This is a genomic window from Oceanihabitans sediminis (assembly GCF_003337215.1).
Taxonomy (GTDB): Bacteria; Bacteroidota; Bacteroidia; order Flavobacteriales; family Flavobacteriaceae; genus Oceanihabitans; species Oceanihabitans sediminis.
On the sequence record NZ_QPIG01000001.1, the window covers coordinates 392,225 to 412,909 of the forward strand.

The window sequence follows — 20,685 nt, forward strand, 5'->3', positions numbered from 1 at the left end:
CATAACAATTAGGTAACATTATAATCAAGAACACTCAAGATATTTGCAAACAATTTTAAATTAAGATATGGAAAATATATACTTATACATGATTATTGCCCTTGCTATTTTAGCTATTGCTGATTTAGTAGTTGGTGTAAGTAATGATGCGGTAAACTTTTTAAACTCTGCAATTGGTTCTAAGGCTATCTCGTTTAAAACAATTATGATTGTTGCGAGTTTAGGGGTTGCAGTTGGTGCCATCTTTTCAAGCGGAATGATGGAGGTTGCGCGTAAAGGAATTTTTAACCCAGGAGAATTTATGTTTAATGAAATCATGATCATATTCATGGCAGTAATGATTACAGATATACTACTACTTGATTTCTTTAATACTATTGGGCTACCAACCTCCACAACAGTTTCTATTGTATTTGAATTACTTGGAGCTTCTGTAGCCATGGCATTAATAAAAATTGGTCATGACGGAGGTACTTTTGTTGATCTTTTAAATTACATAAACACTTCTAAGGCTGCTCAAATTATATTTGGTATACTCCTCTCTGTCGTCATAGCGTTCTCTGTGGGTGCTTTGGTACAATGGGTATCAAGATTGCTTTTATCTTATAATTTTGAAAAGAAAGCAAAATGGATTTCTGCTCTTTTTGGAGGTTTTGCTCTTACATCTATAACCTATTTTATCTTTATAAAAGGTTTAAAAGGAACTTCCTACGCAAGTGAATCATTTAGCATACTTGGAGGAGAAACTATGAACCAATTTTTAGAACATTATGCTGCATCTATCATTGCAGTTAGCTTTATAATTTGGTCTTTACTTTCGTTCTTATTAGTTAGCTTATTAAAACTTAATATATACAGAATCATCATTATTGTTGGAACTTTTGCTTTAGCATTAGCTTTCGCAGGAAACGATTTAGTTAACTTTATTGGTGTACCAATGGCTGCCTTTAGTGCTTTCGAGCAATGGTCTGCATCAGGAATGCCAGCAACGGAATTCCCTATGGGAGTTTTAGCTGAAAAGGTAACTGCTAACAACTGGTTACTTTTTGCTGCTGGAATGATTATGGTTCTTACTTTATGGTTTTCAACAAAAGCGAAAAACGTAGTAAAAACATCTTTAGATTTATCAAGTCAAGGAGAAACAAAAGAGCGTTTTCAACCAAACTTTCTATCAAGAGGGTTTGTAAGAGTTGCCGTTGGAATGTCTCAAATGTCTTCTTATATATTACCAGAAACTTGGCAAACAAAAATTGAAAAACAATTTGAAGCACCTGTAATCAAATTACCTAGAGATAAGGTACACGAGTTACCAGCTTTCGATATGGTTCGTGCTGCTGTAAACTTAATGGTTGCTGCTGTTTTAATTTCTTTAGCAACCTCTTATAAACTACCTCTTTCTACAACCTATGTAACTTTTATGGTTGCCATGGGTACTTCTTTAGCAGATAGAGCTTGGGGAGCAGAAAGTGCTGTATATAGAGTTGCTGGTGTATTAAATGTAATTGGTGGTTGGTTCTTTACTGCTTTAAGTGCATTTGTTGCTGCCGCTTTAGTTGCTTATTTACTTAACTTAAACCTAGAAGTTATGTTCCCAATCTTATTGGTTGCTGCTTTTGGTTTATTAATAAGAAACTATATTTCTCATAACAAAAAGAGTAAAGAAGTAAAAGAAGAAGACAGCCTAACAAAAGCTGAAAGTAGTTCGGTACAAGGAGTTATTCACGAAAGTGCTAAAAACATTGCAAATGTTGTAAAACGTGGAAACAGAATTTACACAAATGCTATTAAGGGACTTGCTAAACAAGATTTAGCATTGCTTAAAAAGAACAAAAAACAAGTTGTTAAGCTATCTAATGAAATTGATGAGTTACGTGATAACATCTTCTATTTCATTAAAAACTTAGATGAATCTAGTGTTGGTGCTAGTAACTTCTACATTAATGTATTAGGATACTTACAGGATATGGCACAATCCTTAGAGTATATCTCTAAAGTGAGTCATAAACACATTAACAATAATCATAAGAAACTTAAATTCAATCAAATTAAAGAATTGAAGCAAGTAGATAATAAGGTGGAAGTCTTATTTGATGATATTAAAGAAGCTTTCGATTCGGAATCGTTTGAAAAGATTGGAGCTATCTTAGATGATAAGACAGAAGTGTACAATTTGGTAAAACAGAAGATTCAAGCACAGGTTGCAAGAACTCGTTCTGAAGAATCTTCTCCAAAGAACACTACCTTATACTTTGGTTTATTATTAGAAACTAAAGACTTATTGAATGCTACAATGAACTTATTGGAAGAGTATCATGGAGCACACGATAGTAGTATAAAGCCAGCTGTGTTAGGTGAAGAAAACCAAAAGCACTAATAAGCTTTAAAGTTTATTCCATAAAAAAACCATCTCAATTGAGATGGTTTTTTTTATTTATAACACTTAATTAAATAATCTACTAATTAACCTTCGCAACTAGTACATTCTTTCTTTTGTTTGAACTTTTGAGCTGCATTCATACTGTGTTGGTAGTATAAAGATTTAAGCCCTAGTTTCCATGCATTAATATAAAGCTTGTTAATATCCTTAACCGGCATATCTGGGTGCACCATAATGTTTAAAGATTGTCCTTGATCAATGTGGTTTTGTCTGTTTGCCGCTTGATAGATAATACTCATTTGATCAATTTCAGAATAGGTTTTAAACACATCTTTTTCGTGATCTGTAAGTTCTTCTAAATGCTGAACAGAACCATCATAATCGCGAATACTCTTCCAGATTTCATTGGTATTTAATCCTTTCTCTTCTAAAAGATCTACTAAGAACGGATTCTTAATAGTCGTTTTTATTTTCGCAATATCTTTTACATAGCTATTAGACCAAATCGGCTCAATTCCTTGAGAAACCTGTCCTAAAATAAATGCCGAAGATGTTGTAGGTGCTACAGCATTTAAAGTAGTATTACGTCTTCCGTATCCTTTTAATACTTCTGGCTCTCCAAATAATTTTGCTAATTCTACTGATGCTTTTTTAGATTTCTCGTGAATAGTTTTAAAGATTTCACTGTTTAAATTGAAAGCTTCTTGACTATCAAAAGGCATCATCTTAGATTGTAATAAAGAGTGCCATCCTAAAGCTCCTAAACCTAAAGCTCTGTTTTCTTTAGCGAAGTTATAAGCTTTTTCCATAAATAGGAAGGTTTGTTGGTCATCTCTATTTCTAGAATCTCTATACACTTCTAACTTCGTAATAAACTCTTCTAAAACGGCATCTAGGAAATATACCATGGTTTCAACAGCATCGGTGTCTTTCCACTTATCATAATGTAATAAGTTAATAGAAGAAAGCACACATACAAACGACCATCTATCGTTGGTTGGAAGCATGATTTCTGTGCACAAATTACTTGCATAGATATCTAAATTCTTGTCTTTATAAACATCTGCTGCGTTGTTATTGGCATTGTCTTTAAAGAAAATATAAGGATACCCTATCTCTCCTCTACGCTGTAATACCTTTGCCCAAATTTCTCTTTTATCTACATCCCCATCAATCATTTCCTGCATCCACTGATCACCAACAGTGACACCGTGGGTTAATTCTTGAATTGGGTTTCCTTCGGTTCCTATTTCTAAAAACTCATGAATATCTTTATGTTCGATTGGTAAGTATGGTGAAAAACGACCTCTTCTTACAGAACCTTGACTTACAACATCTACCATTTTTTCAAATAGTTGCATGATGTGAACTGCTCCTGAAGATTCTCCGTTGTTTTTAACTGGAGCACCTCTATGGCGTAGCTTTCCGAAGTAACCAGAAGTACCACCTCCTAGTTTAGACATCATACCTACTTCTGATTGGGTATATAAAATATCACCCATATCATCATCTATATGCGAACCAAAGCAACTAATAGGTAGTCCTCTTTTCTTTCCGAAGTTGGACCATACAGGAGAAGCTAAAGAGAAATAACCTTCTGCCATATACCCGTAAAACTTATCTGCAAAGCCATCTATTTTTAAGATTTCTTCTGCTCTATCTGCAATCTCTCTAATTCTTGCCTCTGGAGTAGTTCCTTCTGTAAGGTATCCAGACGACAAAAACTTACGACTATTTTCTGTAAGCCACTTAATTTCTACATCTTTGGTAGAACCTTTTATAGCCTCTGTTCTTGCGTTTATTAGTTCGTCATGATTAGAAGTCTTTGCTTCTTGGCTTAAATCAGCCCCGGTAGTTTGGTTTGTGTAGTTACTCATTTTAAAATAGGTCGTCGCTTGTTATACTTTTGGTTCTTTTGCTATAGTTTATAGATCGCTTCACGAAGAAATCTCCGTGCTTTGTTCCAATTATTTCGTCATCAAACCATTCGGTTTGTGCTACTAAGTCTTCGTTTACTACGAAAACTTTTTCAATTCCAATACTTTCTAATGAATTATTAAAACGGTTTTTAATAAACTCGTTAATCACATCTTTTGGTAAGAAGTCTAATTCTCCTGCTTCAAAAATCCAATCAATTATTTTGCTTTCAGATTCAAATGCTTCTTTACACATTTCCTGTACTAAAGTTGCATGTGCTTCATCAAACCAAGTTGGGTTTTCTGCTTTAATAATTTTAATGATATCAATTCCAAAATCTCCGTGAATCTGCTCTTCTTTAGAAGTTGCTTCTACCACGTTAGAAATTCCTTTAAGCATGTTTTTATGCTTATTGAATGCCATAATAATTAAGAACTGAGAGAATAAAGAAACGTGCTCTATAAAAAGAGAGAATAATAAAATTGACTCGGCAAATTCTTTATTGTCTTCGCTTTTAGCATTTTTTAAAGCTGTTTCTAAATAATGCACACGACGCATAATTACAGGCTTCTTTTTTAAGTGCTTAAACTCATTGTTTAGACCTAAAATTTCTAATAAATGTGAATATGCATCTTGGTGGCGCACTTCACTTTCTGCAAAGGTTGCTCCTACAGAGCCTATCTCTGGTTTTGGCATTTTATTATATAAATCTCCCCAGAAACTTTTTACGGCTACTTCAATTTGAGAAATAGCGAGCATGGTATTTTTAATAGCGTTTTGCTCAACAATGGTAAGCTTGGTTCTAAAGTCTTGAATATCGCTAGTAAAGTTAAACTCTGAATGAATCCAATAGGAATGTCTAATAGCATCTACATACTCGTTAAGCTCTGGATACTCATAAGGCTTCAGGTTTATACGTTTTTCAAAAATATTTGTTTTTCTAAGTCTAGCCTGTTCATCTCTATATAAGATATACGCCTTTGCAACATCGTGAAATGCGCTTTCCATTAACTTTTCTTCTACAAGATCTTGTACCTGCTCTACCGTTGGCACATACTTGTAATCTTTTTCTTTTCTATCCAGTAGCGCTTTTAATACATTTACAGAAATCGCATTGGCATCTTCTTTACTTCCACTACCAACAGAAAGCATTGCTTTTTCTACGGCATTGGTGATTTTGTTTAAAACAAATGGGCTTGTTTCGTAATCTCTTTTAATAATCTGAGTAATCTCCATAATTTATAATAAATAGCTAGACAGTTTCAAGAATGATTTTCACACATTCAAAATTTGTTAATAAACCGACAAAATGAATTTAAAGTTTCATCCTCAATTAGAGGAATTTAAAAGGGTGTGTTTTTCAAAAAAAATAAAAAAATCTATTTTTTTTCACCTCCAACAAAGATTGATAATTGTACTTAAAAAAGAAAGAAGATTCTGTAAACGTTGTCAACAAGTTTTTAACAAATCAGTGTTTCTCTTGTCTCACAACGGTTTACACAGATTTATTCTAAAAGCCTGTTTTTAAAGTTTTTAAAAACACAAAAGCTTGTTAGCAGCTGTAAAATATAGAAAGTTGAATAAAGCTAGCAAACAAAAAACGAGTGCAAAAGCACTCGTTCTTCACCCCTAAAATAATTAACCAAAATAGTTTATTTTATAACCAATTAATCTCTTAGTATTTAACTTTTAAAAAATGAATTTCGAAATAGATTAAGTGAGTTAACCATCTATATTTTGACCAATAGCAATGCTAATATTGTGAAATAAATCTGAGAGTTTTTATACAAATGTATGGTTGGTAGTGAATTTTGTATACTTGGTATGATTTTTTACAAAATTGGTAAAATGTCAAAAAAGCAAAAATATCAACCAATTATACATGAAACTCTACCAATTATACATTATTTTAAAAAACAACACTTTATATTATTATATTTGATAATATGTTAAAAGCTGTAATTGTAGATGATGAGCCTAAAGCAATCCAGAGTCTTTCCTGGGAGCTCAGTCATTTTAAAAAAGAAATAGAAATTGTAGAATCCTTTACCATACCAGAAGAGGCGATAGCTTATTTAAATAATTCAGAAAAAACGCTTGACTGTTTGTTTTTAGATATACAAATGCCTACTATGGATGGATTTCAGTTTTTAGATAAAATTAAAAACAAAGACTTTTCTGTTGTTATCACTACAGCCTACGATGAATATGCTATAAAAGCAATAAAGCACGAAGCTATTGACTACCTATTAAAACCCATTGATTCGGATGATTTAAGCAGCACTATAAACAAGCTAAAAAACATTAATACCAAAATTGTTAATTACGATAAACTAGAAGAACTATTCTCTAAGTTTAACGAAGACAACAACAAACAAAAAATAACTATTAATACAGACGGAAAACTTATATTTTTATCTGTTGACGAAATTATTTTTATAGAAGCCGAAGGAAACTATTGCACCATTTACCTGTTTGAAAGCGATGCTATGGTTGTCACAAAAAAAATAAAAGAACTAGCCGCTCTACTGCCAGAGAAAATGTTTTTCAGAATTCATAATTCCTATATAATAAACCTATACAAGGTTAAGGAATTTATTAAAACAGAAGGTTATGTTATCATGCAATCAGAGCACAGAATTCCTGTTGCAAGACAACGCAAACTTGATTTTTTAAACAGACTGTAAAACATGAATAAAAAAGATAAGTCTATAGCTTATAAGTATCTTATTCTGGTTACTTTTTTTCTAATTGCAAACAACACGTTTGCAAACCCATCTTTAGATTCCCTTTTTACTAATCAAGTTAAAAACTTCATTAAAGTAAAACCTAAAACGTACAAACAAATTGACAGTGCTTTTAGCTTTATACGCAACGATACTTTAAGAATACGTTACCTCCTTAACAAAAGTCAAAAGGCAAACTACCTAGAAGGAGAAAGTTATGCTTTAAATAAGATTGGAATTATTTACAGAAATAACTCTAAGTACAAAGAATCCCTACTTTTACATAAACAAGCTCTAGATCAGGCCGAAAAAGCAGATAACTTAGAATTACAAATTATCAGTTTAAACATGCTTGGTGTTGTCAATAGGCGACTAGACTTGATACGCAACGCATTAGACTATCACACACAGGCCTTAGACCTTGCCGAAACTGCTAGCGCACAAACAGATGTTTTAAAAAAAAGCATAGCAGTATCTAGAAACAGTTTAGGAAATATATATCTAGCATTAAAACAATACGATTTAGCCTTAGACCAGTTTAACCATTCCTTGATTATTGAAGAGGAACTAAACAACTATCTAGGATTAGCAATTAATTACCATAATATAGGTTATGTATTAGAACATAAAGGACTGCTCAATGAAGCACTTGTATCCTACAACACATCATTAGAGTATAACAATAAAATAAATTCAGATATAGGTAGGGTTATTTGCAACAACAGCAAAGGTGTAGTTTATATCAAACAAAAGAATTATAAAGAAGCTCATAAGGTATTACATAGCGCCTTAAAAACAGCCTTAAAATTAAATGACAACTACCACCTCGCACCTGTATACATAAACTTAGGCTGGTTACAATTTAAAGAAAAGCATTACGATAAATCGGAAGCCAACTTAAAAAAAGGATTAGAAATATCTAAAGACTATAAATTAATTTCTTCGGAAAGCGATGCCTATAAGTACCTTTCAGAATTATACGAATTAAAAGATGACCACAAAAAAGCTATAGAATACTATAAAGAACACGTAAGCATAGACCAAACCTTAATAAACGAAAGAAATCTACAATATGTAAACGACTTAATTATCAAGTATGAAAGTGAAAAGAAAACCAACCGCATTAAAGAATTAGCAAACGAAAATGAAATCGTAAAACTAAGACTCGAAAAAAACAGAAGAATCCTATTACTAAGCATTGCTGGAGCTTTTTTAATCTTCGGAATCATATACATTCTCAACAGACAAAGGAGACTAAAAAGCGAAAAACAAATTATCACGCTAGAGCAAGATATGTTGCGAAATCAAATGAATCCGCATTTTATTTTCAACACACTAAATTCTATCAAGCTTTATATTATTAATAACGAAAAAGAAAACGCTGTTTACTACCTAAACAAATTTTCTAAACTCATTCGTAAAATCCTAGTAGCATCTACCGAAAAAACCATCTCACTAGAAGAAGAAATAGACACCATGAAACTCTATTTAAATATAGAAAATATTCGATTTGACAATGAAATAAACTATCATTTTAAAATTGAAGAAGGCCTAAAAACCGAGGCTATACAAGTACCATCACTCATCTTACAACCTTTTTTAGAAAACGCGTTATGGCATGGCTTATCGTCTAAAGCAGAAAACAAAAAAATTCGTATTGAAGTATTTCAACCAAAGCACAATGCTATTACTATTACCATTACAGATAACGGTATAGGAAGAGTGGCTTCTAGAAAAATTAAAAAACAAAAAACACTGAAACGTAAATCGGTAGGAATTTCATTAACCAAAGAAAGACTAGCTAACTACTCTAATCGTTTTTCTAACAACTATTATTTAGAGATTGAAGATCTTTACGACAGGAATTCACAAGCAGCAGGAACCAAAGTAACTATTGAAATACCAATAGAATCAAGCAAATCAAAATCTGCTTAATTACTTCATAGATTCGGTAACTTTTTCTAATTCGGCATACCAATCTTCGCCAAACTTTCTAATTAAAGCTTCCTTTACAAACTTATAAATAGGAACTTGAAGTTCTGCTCCTAAAGAGCAGGCATCGTCACAAATTTCCCATCTGTCATAATTAACAGCAGAAAACTCGGAGTATTCCTTAACACGAACAGGGTATAAATGACAAGAAACTGGTTTTTTCCAATCGATTTCACCTTGGTTATACGCTTTTTCAATACCGCAAAGAGCCGTTTTTTTCTCATCAAAAATTACATAAGCACAGTCGGCTCCACCAATTAACGGAGTCTCCAACTCACCAAATTCTGTAACTATAGAAGTTCCTTGGGCTTCAATTGCTTCAATACCTTCTTTACGTAAAAAAGGTTTTACCTTAGGATAAATACGCTTCATTATTTCTACTTCTTCAGCATTTAAAGGAGCTCCCGCATCACCATCAATACAGCATTGTCCTTTGCATGCCGATAAGTTACACACAAAATCTTTTTTAATGATGTCTTCTGAAACTATTGTATTACCTAATTGAAACATTTTTTTTGGTATATTGAGATATAATTAAAGTGCAAATATAGCAGATAATCAACAAAAAAAACTAACTTTAAATAGACTTAAAAATTACAAAGATTTAATGGTATGTGTTCTTTTTTATAACGACATTTGCACCCGAATTTTAAAGCAACTATTATGCAACTAGATTTTAAAGAAATATTCACAGCGTTTATGATTTTATTTGCTGTAATTGATATTGTAGGAAACATTCCAATCGTTATTGATTTACGTAAAAAAGTTGGCCATATACAAAGTGAAAAAGCCTCTATTATTGCCGGTGTTATTATGATTATATTTTTGTTTGTAGGTCAAAATATTCTTTCATTAATTGGCGTAGGTGTTAACAGTTTTGCTGTTGCAGGTGCTTTTATTTTATTTTTCATTGCATTAGAAATGATTCTTGGTATTACACTATACAAAGAAGATGATAATAGCGCCATGACTGCTTCGGTTTTCCCATTAGCATTTCCATTAATTGCAGGACCAGGAAGTTTAACAACTTTACTATCTTTACGTGCAGAGTTTAGAATTGAAAATATTATAGTTGCTGTTTTAGTAAACGTATTAATTATATATATCGTTTTAAAAACCTCATCTAAAATTGAAAAACTAATTGGGCAAAACGGAATTAGTATTATTAGAAAAGTATTTGGAGTAATACTATTAGCTATCGCTGTAAAACTATTTGCTCATAATATAAAAGCATTATTCGATCAGGTTGTTTAAGCTCTAATCTTTTCGATTAAAAAAGAATAAACATGAAAATTTTCACAATTATATTTACCATTATAGGTGTTGGACTAATTATTTTCAACCTTACACAAATAGATTTTAGCAATCCTTTTGGAGACAAAAGTGTTGTTGCTCTAATCACTATTTTTGCTGCACTTTGTGCTATTTTATTACTACAAATTTTAAGACTTTCTAAACGAGTAGATAAACAGTTAAAAAGGCAAAAGTAATGTTTGATGTTTTAGTTATTGGTGGCGGAACGGCTGGTATGTCTTGTGCTTTAATTTTGGGTTCAGCAAAAAACAAAGCCTATGCAAAAGACAAAAAAATTGGTATTATTATTCACCAAAGAGCTTCACATTTACAAAGTGCATTATTCAACAATGTTTTAGGCTTACAGCCAGGAACAACAGGTGCAGAGATTTTAAAATCTGGCAAGCAACAACTCGCTTCGCAGTACCCACATGTTACACAAATAGAAAAGGAAAAAGTTTCTGAAATAATCCAAACAGAAACCGGATTTAGAGTCCTAACAAACAAATCTAGTTACACAGCTAAATGTGTAGTTATCGCTGTAGGTTACACAAATTTAATCAACATAAAAGGATTAGAAAGTTATATAGAACCTCATCCTAGAGCTGTTATAGAAAAAGAAAGAATCTGGTTAAAAAACACCGATCATAAAATAAAAGAAGGCTTATATGTAGCTGGAACTTTAGCGGGTTGGAGAAGCCAGTTTGCAATTGCTTCTGGAAGTGGCGCACAGGTTGCTACAGATATTTTAACCCTTTGGAACAACGGAGCACACACCAAAGTGCACGACAAAATATAATTAGTTTTGTTGGCTTAAGACAATCACTTTTTCAATCATTATATCCTGCTGATTGATTACCTGCTCATAAGTACCATTTCCATATAATTGATCTCCTAACGAAGCTTTTATGTATTGTTTAATTTCTTCTTGAAATTCCACGTTACTGTTAAAGCGTTCTCTTATATATTCTTTAAAACCCTCTACCACATCATCGCCAATTATAAAGTCGTTTATAAAGTCTTCTCTTGTTAAACCATCATAAGCTTCCCTTTGTTTATCTAATTGTTCAAAGACAAAATAATTCACTAATCCGGTTTGTGTTACCAAACCGAAAGTTTCGTTTTGCATGCTTAAATCTAGAGGGACAAATACATCTGGAATAATACCGCCACCACCATATACTACTTTTCCTTTAGGGGTAACAAATTTTAAGGAGTCTGCTATTTCCATTTTTTCAGGGTCTACCAATTCGCCACTTTCTAATCGCGAAAAGTACTCATCATAATAGTCTTTATTTCCATTTTCATAAGAACGCTGTATAGAGCGCCCTGTTGGCGTATAGTACCTAGAAACGGTAAGACGAACAGCACTTCCGTCACCTAGTTGCATTTCGCGTTGCACGAGACCTTTTCCGTAGGATCTTCTTCCTACAATGGTTCCTTTATCGTTATCTTGTAAAGCTCCGGCAATAATTTCACTTGCAGAAGCAGAGTTTTCATCTATTAAAACAAAAACATGAGCATCTTCAAAATCACCTCTTTTAGTTGCAAAGCTTCTATCTATATTTCCCCGTTTGTTTTTTGTGAACAAAATAAGCTTGTCCGCTTCTAAAAACTCATCTACAATCTTTTCAGCAATATTTAAAAACCCTCCTGGATTTCCTCTTAAATCTAAAGCAATTTGTGTAGCTCCCTGCCTTCTTAGTTTTGTTAGTTCTTGTTTGAATTCTTTATAAGTAGATTCCGCAAAACGGTTGATTTTTACATATGCTAAATCATCTGTTAGCATATAAGCGGCATCAATACTTTTAATAGGCACATGATTACGCTTTACTTTAAAATCTAGTAATGTATCTTCACTCTTTCTGTAAACCTTCAGATTTACTTCTTCGTTTATTTTTCCTTTCAGCTTACTAACAACAAATTCGTTTGAAAAGTTTTTACCGAATAACGTATCTTCATCTGCATAAAGAATTCTATCACCGCCTTTTATTCCAATCTTTTCACTTGGCCCACCACTAACAGGTCTTATAACCGCAATGGTGTCTTTATAAGTATAAAAACTTACTCCAATTCCCACAAAATCTCCCTTCATATTTTCGCTAACACGCTGCATATCTTCTTTTGGGATGTATACAGAATGAGGGTCTAAATTTTCTAGGATTGCATTAACGGTAACATCTACAATGCTATCTGTATTTACTGCATCTACGTACTCATAGTCTATAAAATCTATGAGTCGGTTGAGTTTATCTTTTTTACTATTTGTAGTAAATAATTTATCTGAAGAGTCTGAAAAATTTAACTTTCCTCCAATAAAAATACCAACCGCAATGGAAACTCCTAGTAGTAATGGTAAGTATTTTTTTGTTTTGTTCATTAGGCTGTTAAATCTTCTATTAGTTCTAATTCTATCCCTGCTTTTTCAAGAAAACGCAATCCAGCATCATCTTTATAGGGTTTGTGGTAAACCACTCTTACAATTCCTGCTTGGTGAATTAGTTTACTACACTCCTTACATGGCGATAAGGTTATGTACAAAGTAGCTCCTTTACAAGATTGTGTTGAAGAGGCAACTTTTAAAATGGCATTTGCTTCCGCATGTAATACATACCATTTTGTATAACCTTCATCATCTTCACAGTAATTCTCAAAACCAGTTGGGGTTCCGTTAAAACCATCAGAAATTATCATTCTACCTTTTACTATTAAGGCTCCAACTTTTTTTCGCTCGCAGGCAGATAGCTTCCCCCATTCTTGTGCTATTCTTAAATATGCTTTATCATACTTAAGCTTTTTCTTTTCTAGCATATATTATTTCGTTTTTTGAGCAGTGTTTTTGTTGTACAAACTCTCTTCACAAAGTAGTATAACGAATATACTCGCTTCGTATTTTAATTACAACACTTGAAGGTTAAAGTTTTATAAAACTTTTAGGCTTAAACTATAAAATCGCTATTCATTATCATAGGAATTACAAGCCCCACTACAATAGCAGAAACTACCATAATCCAATCTCTTTTTGAAAACCTAAAAATGGTTTGCATTAAAAAGCCTAAGAATAGAACAACAAATACAATAATTATTTGTGCAATTTCTATACCTAATGCAAATTCTATAAGGGTAAGGAATTTATTATCAGACCTTCCAACCATCATTTTAAATTCTCTAGCAAATCCTAGTCCGTGAATCAACCCAAAGAATAGAGTAGAGAAAAACAGAACACCTATTTTCTCTTTTTTAGCAGTTTTCCCAGCCGTAAATACGTTAAATAGCGCAACAATAAAAATGGTTATGGGAATTAGAAATTCTACAAGGCTTCCGTTTACACTTACCACGTTATATGCTGCTAAAATTAAAGACAAGGTATGACCAAGAGTAAAAACAGTAACTAAAAGCAATACACGTTTCCAATCTTTAAACAGATAAGGAACTGTTAATACAATTAAAAACAAAACGTGGTCATAGCCATTAATATCCAACACATGATTGATACCGTATTGCACATTAAACATGAAATCATCTAACATATTATAGAGGTTTTTGGGTGTTTTCAAATATACAATTTTAAATGAAACGAGCATGAACACTATGTTATTTTGCCTTTTTCAAAGACGTTTTCTTCTTCCTCAATTAATAAATTTAGCTATATAGCAGAGCAGCTACATTAAACGCTATTTTCTTCTATTTCTGATTCTTATCATTTTTAAATCTATTAAAAATATTGTAACTTCATTCGCTTAATTATGCACTTTTAAAACAACTAAAAATGGAGGATAAAAAGCCAAAACTAACTAGACAGACCGGTGCTCCGGTTGGAGATAATCAAAACGTACAAACGGCAGGGCCTCGTGGACCACTATTAATGCAGGATGCTTGGTTTCTTGAAAAAATGGCAAACTTTGATAGAGAGGTTATTCCTGAAAGACGAATGCACGCGAAAGGCTCTGGAGCTTTCGGAACTTTTACAGTAACTCACGATATAACAAAATACTCTAAAGCCGATATCTTTAGTGAAGTCGGAAAACAAACTAAAATGTTTAGCCGATTTTCTACGGTGGCCGGAGAGCGTGGTGCCGCAGATGCGGAAAGAGACATTCGCGGATTTGCACTAAAATTTTACACCGATGAAGGTATTTGGGATTTAGTTGGAAATAACACACCAGTATTTTTCTTCCGTGACCCGATGAAATTCCCGGATTTAAACCGTGCTGTTAAACGCGATCCGAAAACAAATTTACGTAGCGCAAATAACAACTGGGATTTCTGGACCTTACTTCCTGAATCCTTACACCAAGTAACTATAACAATGAGTGATCGCGGTATTCCAAAAGGTTACCGTCACATGCACGGATTTGGTAGTCATACCTACAGCCTTATTAATAAAGACAATGTAAGGCATTGGGTAAAGTTTCACTTCGTGACACAACAAGGAATTGAAAACTTAACGGATGAAGAAGCAATGAAAGTTGTGGGAATGGACAGAGAATCATCGCAACGTGACTTGTTTGATGCTATCGAAAGAAAAGATTTCCCTAAGTGGAAAATGTACATTCAAGTCATGACGGAAGAACAGGCAAAAACCTATCGCTTCCACCCTTTCGACTTAACAAAAGTATGGTCTAAAAAAGACTTTCCTTTAATTCCTGTTGGAGAGTTCGAATTGAATAAAAATCCTGAGAACTATTTTCAAGATGTAGAGCAAGCTGCTTTTAATCCAACCAATATTGTTCCTGGCATTGGATTCTCTCCAGACAAAATGCTTCAAGGTAGATTATTTTCTTATGGTGATGCACAACGTTATCGTTTAGGGGTGAACCATTATCAGATTCCTGTAAACAAACCAACTTGTCCGTATCACTCTAATCATAGAGATGGAAGCATGCGTGTAGATGGCAACCATGGAGGCACTTTACATTACAATCCTAATAGTTATGGCGAATGGCAAGAACAGCCAGACGGAAAAGAACCGCCATTAGAATTAGATGGTAGCGCTTATGCTCATAACTTTAGAGATGATGATGAGGACTATTTCACACAACCTGGTGATTTATTCCGCATCATTAAAGCCGATGGAAAAGCCGATGTATTATTCAAGAACACGGCAGCTCAAGTTGGTGGTGCAGAAAAGTTTATTCAAATACGCCATATAAGAAACTGTTATAAAGCCAATCCGGAATACGGAGAAGGTGTTGCAAAAGCATTAGGATTAACAATGGATGAAGTGAATAACTTCGACATGACTCCTTATGACAGATGGGCTCCAAGACCTAGTAATAGATAGTTTTTAGATAATTAAATAACAAATAAACAAAAGCCATAAATATTCGATTTAAGATAATTTATGGCTTTGTTTTTTGCTTTTACCACAAAACTTCTAATGAAATCACACAAAAACAAATAATATACTGAAAGCCAATAAGTTAAACTATTCACAATACTAACACAAATGTCATAATAAAGTCTTATGTTTGAAATTGGCCTTGAAAAATCAGGTTTCAAACTATTCACATCTACTTATTGTTTTACAAACAGCTATTTCGAACAAAAATCGAATAGCTATAAGTATGGTTATGTCTAATATTCACTTAAAATTTATCTCATATGAAGAAGAAGTTTTTTAATGCGAAAATTTATCGCAATGATGCAGCAACAGAAATGATTGTTGAAAATGGGAAAATCACACAAATTGGAACGAATTTACCTAAATGTGATGAAGAAATCGATCTTGGCGGAAAGTTAGTTCTGCCACCTTATGTCGATCCACATCTACATTTAGATTACGTATATACTTTATCAGAATTAGGGCAAGAGGGTGCTGGCTCCGGAACCCTGTTTGAAGCTATCGAATTATGGCCCAAATTCAAAGAAACACTAACGGTGGAAAGTGTAAAACGATTGGCTATGAAAGGTATTAAAGACGAAGTATCTCAAGGTGTACAGCATATTCGTACGCATGTAGATGTTACAGACCCAAAATTTACAGCCCTAAAAGCGATGTTGGAGATGAAAGAGGACCTAAAGGACACTGTTGATATTCAAATTGTAGCTTTCCCACAAGAGGGCATGTATATGTATAAAGGCGGACTAGAACTCGTAGAGGAAGCACTTAAAATGGGAGCCGATGTTGTAGGTGGAATACCGCATTACGAGCCAGCAAGAGAATTTGGAGAAAAATCAATTCACGATATCGTAAAGTTGGCTTTAAAATACGATAAAATGATTGATGTGCACTGTGATGAAACCGATGATCCGCATTCACGATTTGTAGAGCTATTAAATGCGCTTGTGTATATGGAAGATTATGGGACTAGAACCACAGCGAGTCACACCTGCTCCTTTGGTTCAGCAGACGACTCTTACGCCTTTAGAATGCTAGATATCTTCCAAAAGACTAAGATGAACTTTATTGCTTGTCCAACAGAGAATGCTTATTTACAAGGTCGACAAGACACCTATCCAAAACGTCGTGGATTAACGAGAGTGAAAGAATTTTTAGAGTACGGCATTAATGTGGCTTTTGCACAAGATTCTATTAACGACCCATGGTACCCAATGGGGAATGGAAATATGATGAATATTTTGGATAATGGTATCCACTTAGCGCAGATTATGTCTTCGGAAGATGTAAAAACCAATTTCGATTTAATTACCTACAATGGCGCACGTTGTTTGAATATACAAGACAGCTACGGCTTAGAGGTTGGAAAAGCTGCTAACTTCATTGTTCTTAACGAGTCTTCCGTTTATGAAGCCATTCGTAAAAGAGTGGATGTGTTAGCCTCTGTACGTAATGGGGATTTCCTATTCCGTCGTAAAGAACCAGCTTATGATATTCCTTTAAACTTGTAAATAAACTAACAATTGAGGTTGCAACAATAAGACTTTAATCGTATTATTTTTATGGATGGATTTGTAGAAATAACAGAATATATTTTACGTATTGGTATCGCATTTTTCTTAGGCGGTATCATAGGTTTTGAGAGACAGTGGCGACAAAAGAATGCTGGACTCCGAACCAATACTTTAGTTGCTATTGGCGCAGCCTCATTTGTATTATTATCTATAGATCTGCACAGCCTAACTGGCGGTGATCCGAGCAGGGTAACGGCACAGATTGTGACAGGTATTGGTTTTATTGGCGCTGGTGTGATTATGAAAGATGGCTTCGATGTGAGAGGGCTAAATACTGCAGCGACAATTTGGTGTTCTGCAGCGGTTGGAACATTAGTTGGCATGGGCTTTCTTATTGAAGCAAGCGTTACTACAGCAGCCGTAGTCTTGTCGCATATCATTCTTCGACCTATAAGTTTACGACTATCAAAACTTTCAGCCTATCGTAAAACTGAAGTTAAAGAAACCTACTATCAAGTCTCTATTGAGTGTGCTTTGAATACAGAGTCCAACGTTCGATTTTGGTTATTAAACCATATCAAAACGAATGATCAGTTATTACTACGTTCTATTAATAGAGATCTGTCGGAAAACAATCCGAAAGAGGTTCAAATCCAAGTTGAAGTCGCTACTATTGGTGAGCAGGAGAATCTTTTAGAAAATTTAGTGACTAATCTAATCATGAAATTGGAAGTCACACATGCCGGATGGAAATTAGTGGGCCGAGAAACGGAGTTTTAATTCTGAATCAAGCAACAAATTGAAGCCTTACAAACATTAACAATAAATAACTATGAGTAAAAAGAATATTACGGAACAAGTTAAAAGTAGTTTTCCGTGGTTGATTATGATATTGATGTCATCAGTGACTTTTGTTGGAATACTCTCTGAGCTTATGCCGTCTGGGGTTTTACCGTTAATGATGGACGACCTAAACATTAGTGAAGTACAAACCGGAAACCTAGTAGGTTACTACGCCATAGCTTCGGCAATATTTGCTATTCCACTGATTTCATTAACCATGCAATTCAACCGGAAGTATCTTTTACTACTCTTATTGGGTGGCTTCGCCGTTTCTAATATTGTCGCTGGACTTGTTCATAACTACACCATAATAATTGGTTTAAGGGTCATTGGAGGAATCTGCGCTGGGGTGATGTGGCCAATGATTGCAGCCTATGGTATGCGATTAGTAAGTGAAGAACATCACGGTAAAGCCATTGCTGTAATTATGGCCGGAACCACCCTGGGCATTAGTGTTGGAATGCCTATCATGACGACTATTGGAAATGATTATGGATGGCGAACAGAGTTTATAGGACTTGGAGTTTTTATTATCCTTATCGCCTTAGTTAGTTTCTTTGCTTTGCCTTCCTCACCAGGAGAAAAGCTGACCAAAAACTCTTCACCCTTCGCCTTATTAAAAATCCCTGAAGTTTTAATTATTCTTCTGCTTACCCTACTTGGTGTTGTTGCGCATTATGGGGTTTATGTATATATCACCAGTCTTGTTGAAGAGATTCAGCTTGCTGGAGGTGTAGAAAGTGCCTTATTGTTTTTCGGAATAGGCTCTTTAATTTCGGTCTTAATAGCCATTAAATATACCGACAAATACTTGAGATTATTGACCATAGCTATGTTTGGATTGATTATTATTTCCATGGTTATTTTTCTCCTATTCAGCGGAACAACGGGCATCGGGCATTTCGCCTTCTTTTTATGGGGTGTTTCATTTGGGCCTTTAGTAACTTTGTTACAAGCAGCGGTAAGCAGACAGGTAGAAACCGCCAAAGACGTTGCTACATCGGTGCAATCTTCCGTATTCAACTTATCGATTATGATTGCATCTTCTTTTGCCGGAATATTACTCGGAATATGTTCTCCAATGAGCTTGGTTTATTTAGCTATTGCTCTTTCAATTCCAGGTATGATAATTTCATTTTTTGCCAAAAAGGCTTTAAATTAAACAAAAACGAATACTTAATTAAGTAATAATATGAATAACGAAACATCAAAAAACAATCCGCTGATATGCGATATAGAAACTGGCATGTGTGAAACTACAGATACAACCTCTGAAAGTACTTCTACAAACAAAGTTTCTTCGGATAAAAAATCCATTAAAATCATTTATTATACAGATCCTATCTGTTCGTCATGTTGGGGAATCGAACCGCAACTACGCAAACTCAAATTAGAGTATGGAGATGCTGTGGAAATAGACTATAGAATGGGTGGTTTATTACCGGACTGGAGTTATAATAGCGGCGGAATAAGTTCTCCTGCAGATGTTGCTAGTCATTGGGATGAAGTGAGTGTTCACTACGACATGCCAATAGATGGTGACCTTTGGTTAGAAGACCCAATGGATTCATCTTACCCGTCCTCTATTGCTTTTAAAGCCGCTCAACTACAAGATAAGCAGAAAGCTATTTTGTATATGCGTGAAATGAGAGAAATGATGTTTTTAGAAAAGAAAAATATGGCTAAATGGGAAAATTTGGCCATTGCAGCTGAAAAAGTTGGACTAGACCTAAAGCAATTAAAAACGGATTTTGAAGGAAAAGCGCAGGACTTATTTAAAGAGGATTTAAAATTAGGTCAAGAATTAGGTGTGAGAGGATTTCCAACCATGTTCTTTGTTGATGAGGCAGGCAATCAAGAAACCGTTTACGGTACCAGACCTTATGCTTTTTACGAAATGGCTATTCTGAAATTAAATCCGAATGCCGAAAAAAGCGAATACAGCAAAACATGGGAGCATCTATTCGCTATCTACCCGACGCTCACAGCTAAAGAGTTTTCTGAATTATCAGGAACACCGAGAGCAGATAGTGAAAAGCAATTAAACGACTTGGTTTCTGCAGGAAAATTAAAAACATACGCAACCAAGAATGGTTCTATTTGGAAAATCACCAAATAAAACCAACTTGTAATAATTAAAAAAGGTCTTCGATTCTATGCATCGAAGACCTTTTTGTTTTTATTATTTTTTCTTGAAACTATCCTAGAGGAATAGCTAATAGCGGAATACTTAATTCATCAATTAAATCCTTCTTCTTATTTTCTGTAAACAATCCGTAGATGATATTTTTCTTTCTGTGCCCAGCTATTACAAGGTCTATATTATTTTCTTCAACAATTTTCTTAATCGACTTAATAACCGATCCTTCAATTAAAAAACCTACCGTAGGAACTTTATGTTTCTCTTCAACCTCCTCAGCAAATTCCTTAAGAAAAAGAGATGCTTTTTTATTGTCTTCGGTTCTTTTATCGTAAATATATTGTGGTCCAGATTCCCTACTTAACAAATCTGTTGGGTTTGCTGCTGCAACCTGAGTTATCCATATTTTTCCACCTGTAAGCTTTGCTAGCTCCACAGCATGAGAGGTTAATAATTCTGCATTTTTCGGTTTATCTACAGCAACAAGTATATTCTTCATAAAAATTAGTTTATTAAAACCCTAATTTAAGAAAAATTGTTAA

At 34.0% G+C, this 20,685-nt stretch carries 18 protein-coding genes; 11 read left to right on the plus strand and 7 right to left on the minus strand.

The features are described from left to right. Positions 1–67: 67 nt before the first annotated feature. Positions 68–2,374: an inorganic phosphate transporter gene (locus DU428_RS01680; protein ID WP_072348231.1), complete on the plus strand. Its 2,307-nt coding sequence runs from the start codon at positions 68–70 to the stop codon at positions 2,372–2,374. A gap of 86 nt (positions 2,375–2,460) precedes the next feature. Here DU428_RS01680 and DU428_RS01685 read toward each other — a convergent pair whose 3' ends face one another. Continuing rightward, positions 2,461–4,254: a ribonucleoside-diphosphate reductase subunit alpha gene (locus DU428_RS01685; RefSeq protein ID WP_072348229.1), complete on the minus strand. Its 1,794-nt coding sequence runs from the start codon at positions 4,252–4,254 to the stop codon at positions 2,461–2,463. 1 nt (position 4,255) lies between these two features. Then, entirely contained in the window at positions 4,256–5,530 is a 1,275-nt protein-coding gene (locus DU428_RS01690; protein ID WP_072348227.1) for a ribonucleotide-diphosphate reductase subunit beta, read from the minus strand. Positions 5,531–6,240: 710 nt separating this feature from the next. On the opposite strand from DU428_RS01690, the gene DU428_RS01695 reads away from it, so the two are divergent. Together DU428_RS01695 and DU428_RS01700 are read left to right on the plus strand one after the other, a co-directional pair. After that, entirely contained in the window at positions 6,241–6,981 is a 741-nt protein-coding gene (locus DU428_RS01695) for a LytR/AlgR family response regulator transcription factor (protein WP_113965653.1), read from the plus strand. A 3-nt stretch (positions 6,982–6,984) separates the two neighbouring features. Beyond that, on the plus strand, positions 6,985–8,955 hold the full coding sequence (locus DU428_RS01700; RefSeq protein ID WP_072348223.1) for a tetratricopeptide repeat-containing sensor histidine kinase: 1,971 nt from the start codon (positions 6,985–6,987) through the stop codon (positions 8,953–8,955). Here the strand turns inward: DU428_RS01700 and DU428_RS01705 are convergent, their stop codons facing one another. After that, positions 8,956–9,522, minus strand: coding sequence for a DUF3109 family protein (locus DU428_RS01705; protein ID WP_072348221.1), 567 nt, complete (start codon positions 9,520–9,522; stop codon positions 8,956–8,958). A 153-nt stretch (positions 9,523–9,675) separates the two neighbouring features. Here DU428_RS01705 and DU428_RS01710 point away from each other — a divergent pair, with 153 nt between their 5' ends. Genes DU428_RS01710 through DU428_RS01720 form a run of 3 tightly spaced genes read left to right on the plus strand, consistent with a single transcriptional unit; the run spans position 9,676 to position 11,104 of the window. Then, positions 9,676–10,266, plus strand: coding sequence for a MarC family protein (locus tag DU428_RS01710; protein WP_072348219.1), 591 nt, complete (start codon positions 9,676–9,678; stop codon positions 10,264–10,266). 32 nt (positions 10,267–10,298) lie between these two features. Beyond that, positions 10,299–10,502, plus strand: coding sequence for a hypothetical protein (locus DU428_RS01715; RefSeq protein WP_072348217.1), 204 nt, complete (start codon positions 10,299–10,301; stop codon positions 10,500–10,502). After that, complete coding sequence (locus DU428_RS01720) at positions 10,502–11,104, plus strand: FAD-dependent oxidoreductase (protein ID WP_113965654.1); 603 nt, start codon at positions 10,502–10,504, stop codon at positions 11,102–11,104. Before DU428_RS01715 ends, DU428_RS01720 begins: the two co-directional genes overlap by 1 nt. Here DU428_RS01720 and DU428_RS01725 read toward each other — a convergent pair whose 3' ends face one another. From DU428_RS01725 to DU428_RS01735, 3 genes are all read right to left on the minus strand, one after another. Beyond that, positions 11,105–12,685 carry a S41 family peptidase gene (locus DU428_RS01725; protein WP_113965655.1) on the minus strand — a complete coding sequence of 527 codons (1,581 nt, stop codon included), beginning with the start codon at positions 12,683–12,685 and terminating at the stop codon, positions 11,105–11,107. Then, the gene (locus DU428_RS01730) at positions 12,685–13,116 is read right to left on the minus strand and encodes a deoxycytidylate deaminase (protein WP_072348211.1); all 432 of its coding nucleotides are present in this window, start codon (positions 13,114–13,116) and stop codon (positions 12,685–12,687) included. Before DU428_RS01730 ends, DU428_RS01725 begins: the two co-directional genes overlap by 1 nt. A 128-nt stretch (positions 13,117–13,244) precedes the next feature. Further along, positions 13,245–13,835, minus strand: coding sequence for a HupE/UreJ family protein (locus tag DU428_RS01735; protein ID WP_072348904.1), 591 nt, complete (start codon positions 13,833–13,835; stop codon positions 13,245–13,247). 239 nt (positions 13,836–14,074) lie between these two features. On the opposite strand from DU428_RS01735, the gene DU428_RS01740 reads away from it, so the two are divergent. The 5 genes from DU428_RS01740 (at position 14,075) to DU428_RS01760 (ending at position 20,122) form a co-directional block, all read left to right on the plus strand. After that, a complete protein-coding gene (locus DU428_RS01740) occupies positions 14,075–15,589 on the plus strand; it encodes a catalase (protein ID WP_113965656.1) in 1,515 nt (504 codons plus the stop codon). A 320-nt stretch (positions 15,590–15,909) separates the two neighbouring features. After that, positions 15,910–17,157 carry an amidohydrolase family protein gene (locus DU428_RS01745; protein ID WP_113965657.1) on the plus strand — a complete coding sequence of 416 codons (1,248 nt, stop codon included), beginning with the start codon at positions 15,910–15,912 and terminating at the stop codon, positions 17,155–17,157. A 51-nt stretch (positions 17,158–17,208) separates the two neighbouring features. Further along, positions 17,209–17,940 (plus strand): MgtC/SapB family protein, encoded by a 732-nt coding sequence (locus DU428_RS01750; RefSeq protein WP_113965658.1) that lies wholly within the window; start codon positions 17,209–17,211, stop codon positions 17,938–17,940. Positions 17,941–17,992: 52 nt separating this feature from the next. Continuing rightward, entirely contained in the window at positions 17,993–19,165 is a 1,173-nt protein-coding gene (locus DU428_RS01755) for an MFS transporter (protein ID WP_113965659.1), read from the plus strand. 30 nt (positions 19,166–19,195) lie between these two features. Beyond that, positions 19,196–20,122, plus strand: coding sequence for a DsbA family protein (locus tag DU428_RS01760; RefSeq protein ID WP_113965660.1), 927 nt, complete (start codon positions 19,196–19,198; stop codon positions 20,120–20,122). Between the two features lie 79 nt (positions 20,123–20,201). Here the strand turns inward: DU428_RS01760 and DU428_RS01765 are convergent, their stop codons facing one another. Then, positions 20,202–20,642 carry a universal stress protein gene (locus DU428_RS01765; RefSeq protein ID WP_113965661.1) on the minus strand — a complete coding sequence of 147 codons (441 nt, stop codon included), beginning with the start codon at positions 20,640–20,642 and terminating at the stop codon, positions 20,202–20,204. Positions 20,643–20,685: the final 43 nt, after the last annotated feature.